4 protein-coding genes are annotated in these 2,482 nt (G+C 74.5%); all 4 read left to right on the top strand.

Annotated features, from left to right (window positions below):
- Positions 1-91: 91 nt before the first annotated feature.
- The gene (locus J1M37_RS11485) at positions 92-511 is read left to right on the top strand and encodes a DUF3662 domain-containing protein (protein WP_342345120.1); all 420 of its coding nucleotides are present in this window, start codon (positions 92-94) and stop codon (positions 509-511) included.
- A gap of 11 nt (positions 512-522) precedes the next feature.
- Entirely contained in the window at positions 523-831 is a 309-nt protein-coding gene (locus J1M37_RS11480; protein ID WP_342345119.1) for an FHA domain-containing protein, read from the top strand.
- Positions 828-1,388, top strand: a complete 561-nt coding sequence (locus tag J1M37_RS05405) for an FHA domain-containing protein FhaB/FipA (protein WP_002858202.1) — start codon at positions 828-830, stop codon at positions 1,386-1,388. The genes J1M37_RS11480 and J1M37_RS05405 overlap by 4 nt, the downstream gene beginning before the upstream one ends.
- Before the next feature lie 3 nt (positions 1,389-1,391).
- Positions 1,392-2,482: PP2C family protein-serine/threonine phosphatase (locus J1M37_RS05400; protein ID WP_206452269.1), on the top strand; the 1,091-nt coding region annotated here is incomplete at its 3' end.

Raw genomic sequence — 2,482 nt, 5'->3', positions numbered from 1 at the left:
GCGCTCCACCCCGCAGAATGCCGCTGTTCTCGGCGGTCTCCCAGCCCGGCCCGTAGTATCGGGACGGACAACTGTGGAAAGGAGCCCCGTCGTGGGACTTCTGGACAACCTCGAACGCGGCCTCGAGCGGGTCGTGCGCTCGGCCTTCTCGGCCGGCGGTCCGCGGGCGGTCAAGCCGGTGGAGATCGCCTCGGCCCTGCGGCAGGCGATGGACGACGAGTCTCTCGCCCTGTCGGAGGGCCACACGGTCGCGCCCAACAGCTACGTGGTCCACTTCTCCCCCGCCGACTTCGAGCGCGCCCGCTCGTGGGGGTCCACCCTCGCCAGCGAGCTGTGCGACGAGGTCATCCGCCACGCCGACTCCCAGGGCTATGCGCTGCCCGGCACGGTCCGGGTCGCCTTCCACCCGGACGCGGACGTGCGCGCCGGGGACCTGCGCGTGGTCACCCGCCTGGACGACGGCTCGCTCACCGCCCCGGCCCCGCCCACGCCGACCAGCCGACCGTCGTGATGGGCCGCCCCGTGACCGGGCCCGCCGGCCCGGCCCTCGAGCTGGACGGCCGCATGCTCCCCCTGGACGGGGACGACCTGATCCTCGGCCGCTCGGCCGAGCGTGCCGACCTCGTGATCCCGGACTCCTCGGTGTCCCGCGAGCACCTGCGCCTGCTCACCGTCGGCTCCACGGTCACGCTCCTGGACCTGGGCAGCCGCAACGGCGTGCTCGTCAACGGCCGCCGCGTGGACGGCTCCGTCACCCTGCGCGACGGGGACGTGGTGACCGTCGGCCAGACCGAGCTGCTGTTCTTCGGCGGGACGGGGGGCCGCGCATGAGCGAGCTCGCCGTCGCCGTGCTCCGCATGGGCCTGCTGCTGGCCCTGTGGGTGCTGATCATCTCCATCGTCATGGCGCAGGGCCGCGACCTCGTGGTCGGCCGGCGCAACAAGACGCGCCTCCAGCAGGCCCAGCGCGACGCCGGCCTGGTCACCGCAGCGCCCGCGGCCGGGGTCGCCGGGGCGGGCTCGTCCGCGGTCGACCGACCCGCGCCCGCGTCGACGCCGGCCCCCGCCGCGTCCGCGCCGACGACGCCGGCCCCGCGGCTGTCCCGGACCCTGCGGGTGGTCGAGGGCCCGAAGGCCGGGCAGACCATCGCCCTGGAGGGCCGTCCCCTGCTGATGGGCCGCGCCCAGGACGCCGACCTGGTGCTCGTGGACGACTACGCCTCCGGCCGCCACGCCCGGCTGTTCCCGCAGGGCACCCGCTGGTTCCTCGAGGACCTCGGCTCCACGAACGGCACCTACGTGAACGGCGCCCCCGTCACCCGCGCGCTGCCCGTGGGCCCCGGCACGGCCATCCGCATCGGCAAGACCGTCATGGAGCTCGAGGCCTGACCCATGACCCTCGTCCTCCGCTACGCCGCCCGCTCCGACGTCGGCCGCGTCCGTGCCAAGAACGACGACTCCGCCTACGTGGGCCGTCATCTGGCCGTGCTCGCGGACGGCATGGGCGGGCACGTGGGCGGCGACGTGGCAAGCGCGTCCACGGTGCTGGATCTGGCCCCGCTGGATGCGGTGGGCTACGAGGACCCGGCCACGGTGCTGCCGGACGAGATCCAGAACGCCAACCTGATCCTCAACGAGCTGGTGCACGCCAACCCCAAGCTCGCCGGCATGGGCACCACGTGCACCGCCGGCCTGCTCGCGGGGACCACGCTGCACATCGCGCACATCGGCGACTCCCGTGCCTACCGGCTCGCGGACGGCGAGTTCTCCCAGGTCACCACGGACCACACGTTCGTGCAGAAGCTCGTGGACGAGGGGCGCCTCGAGCCCGGGGAGGCACCGTTCCATCCGAACAAGAACGTGCTCATGCGCGTGCTCGGCGACGTGGACGCCTCCCCCGAGCTGGACGTGTTCGAGGTGCCCGTCGCCCCCGGAGAACGGTGGCTGTTCTGCTCGGACGGCCTCACGGACGTGGTCCCCCCCGAGAAGATCCACGAGGTGCTGCGGGACTCGGAGGCTCTCAACCAGGCCGTCGACACCCTCGTGGACCTCACCCTCAAGGGCGGCGCCCCGGACAACGTGACCGTGGTGGCGTTCGAGATCGCGGAGGGCACGGCGGAGGAGCTGGCCCCCGTCCCGGACGTCCACCTGTCCGAGCAGGCCCTCGCCGCCGCCCACCCGCCCGAGGTCGGCCCGGTCTCCGGCCTGCTGCTGCGCGAGGACCTGGACGCACGGCCTCACCTGCTCGTCGGCGCGGCCTCCAACGCCGTGAAGACCGATCGCATCCCCGTGGTCACCCGCAGCTCCACGCGCCGCCGTGCCGCCGCCCTGCTCGGCGAGACGCCCGTGCCGGAGAACCGTCCCCGGCGCACCGCGGCCGTCCTCACGGACGGGCCGGATCCCGCCGCCGCCCCGCGCCCGGACGCCTCCGTCCCGCCCGCCGCGCAGAGCGGCACCGCTGCCGCCGCCGGCTCCTCCTCCGC

The sequence above is a fragment of the Micrococcus sp. KRD012 genome, assembly GCF_017168555.1.
In the GTDB taxonomy this organism is placed as follows: domain Bacteria; phylum Actinomycetota; class Actinomycetes; order Actinomycetales; family Micrococcaceae; genus Micrococcus; species Micrococcus luteus.
Note: the sequence above shows the minus strand (reverse complement) of the source record. Positions and strands in the feature narration are given on the sequence as shown.

Coding starts and splice junctions, on each gene's coding strand:
- J1M37_RS05405 (WP_002858202.1), top strand. CDS start 828: ATGAGCGAGCTCGCCGTCGCCGTGCTCCGCATGGGCCTGCTGCTGGCC.